Here is a 1,167-nt window from a genome sequence, read left to right on the forward strand (position 1 = left end):
CCGCCTGTCGGCGGGAGCAGGGCCCGTCAGATCCTCGATGAGCGCTTTGCGAGAGGAGAACTCACCGCGGACCAGTACCGCGAGCAACTCAAAGTGCTCGGTGAGGGTTTGTAGTGCAGCCCATCAGCCGCCGCCAGGCGGTGCTGCTGGGCGGGCTCGGCCTCGCGGGGACAGCGGCCGGCGGCGCCGGGCTGATCTGGACCCTGTCGGCGCGGGAGGCTCCCGTTACGGGCAGCGAACTGGCCCAGCCTCCGGAGGAACGGAGCACCAACGGGCAGCTGCAGGTGCGGCTGGAAGCCGCGCCTGGACAGATTCTGCTGGCCGGCCGTCAGGCCGCGGCCCTTGGCTACAACGGCGGCATCCCCGGCCCGACGCTTCGCGTACGCGCGGGCGACGTCCTGAAGATCGGGCTCGTCAACAAGCTGACCCAGGCCACCAACCTTCACGTGCACGGTCTCCACGTTTCCCCCGAGGGCAACGGGGACAACGTCTTCGTCTCGGTCGACCCCGGCGGCACCTTCGACTACGAATACAAACTTCCCGAGGATCATCCCCCGGGCGTGTACTGGTACCACCCGCACCACCACGGCATGGTCGCCGAGCAGATCTTCGCCGGCCTCTTCGGAGCAATCATCGTCGAGGACCCGGAGCCCATCGAGGCAAGTGCGGAACGGGTACTGGTCATTTCGGACACCACCCTGGACGGCCTGGGGAACATCCCGGCAGCCCCGGCGATGGAACGAATGATGGGCCGGGAAGGTGAACTGCTCCTGGTCAACGGTCAAAGCAACCCGCAATTCACGGCCCGCCCCGGGCAACGCGAAAGATGGCGCATCATCAACGCCTGCGTGGCCCGCTACCTCCGGCTGCGACTCGACGGACAGCAGCTGCAGCTCCTCGGCATGGACTCCGGCCGCTTCCCGACACCGGAGAGTGTGGATGAACTTCTGCTGACGCCCGGAAACCGGGCAGACCTCCTCGTGACCACCACGGCCGGGGACTCCGTGCTGCGTGCGTTCTACCAGAACCGGGGAAGCATGCCGGGAATGATGGGCCCGGGATCCGGCGCACGCAACCCTGCAGACCAGCCGGACGGCGCCGCCCTGGCCACTCTCCGCGTAGCCGGCGAACCTGTCGCAGCCCTGACCGCCGTGCCCACCCAGCAGG

At 68.1% G+C, this 1,167-nt stretch carries 2 protein-coding genes; both read left to right on the top strand.

Annotated elements, in window-relative coordinates:
- A partial coding sequence (locus tag K789_RS25135; protein ID WP_029704945.1) for an SHOCT domain-containing protein occupies positions 1–114 on the top strand: 114 nt, incomplete at its 5' end.
- Positions 114–1,167 (top strand): multicopper oxidase family protein (locus tag K789_RS0111920; protein ID WP_024366958.1); only part of this gene is annotated, 1,054 nt, incomplete at its 3' end. The genes K789_RS25135 and K789_RS0111920, both read left to right, overlap by 1 nt.

The sequence above is a fragment of the Arthrobacter sp. TB 26 genome (genome assembly GCF_000427315.1).
Lineage (GTDB): Bacteria > Actinomycetota > Actinomycetes > Actinomycetales > Micrococcaceae > Arthrobacter.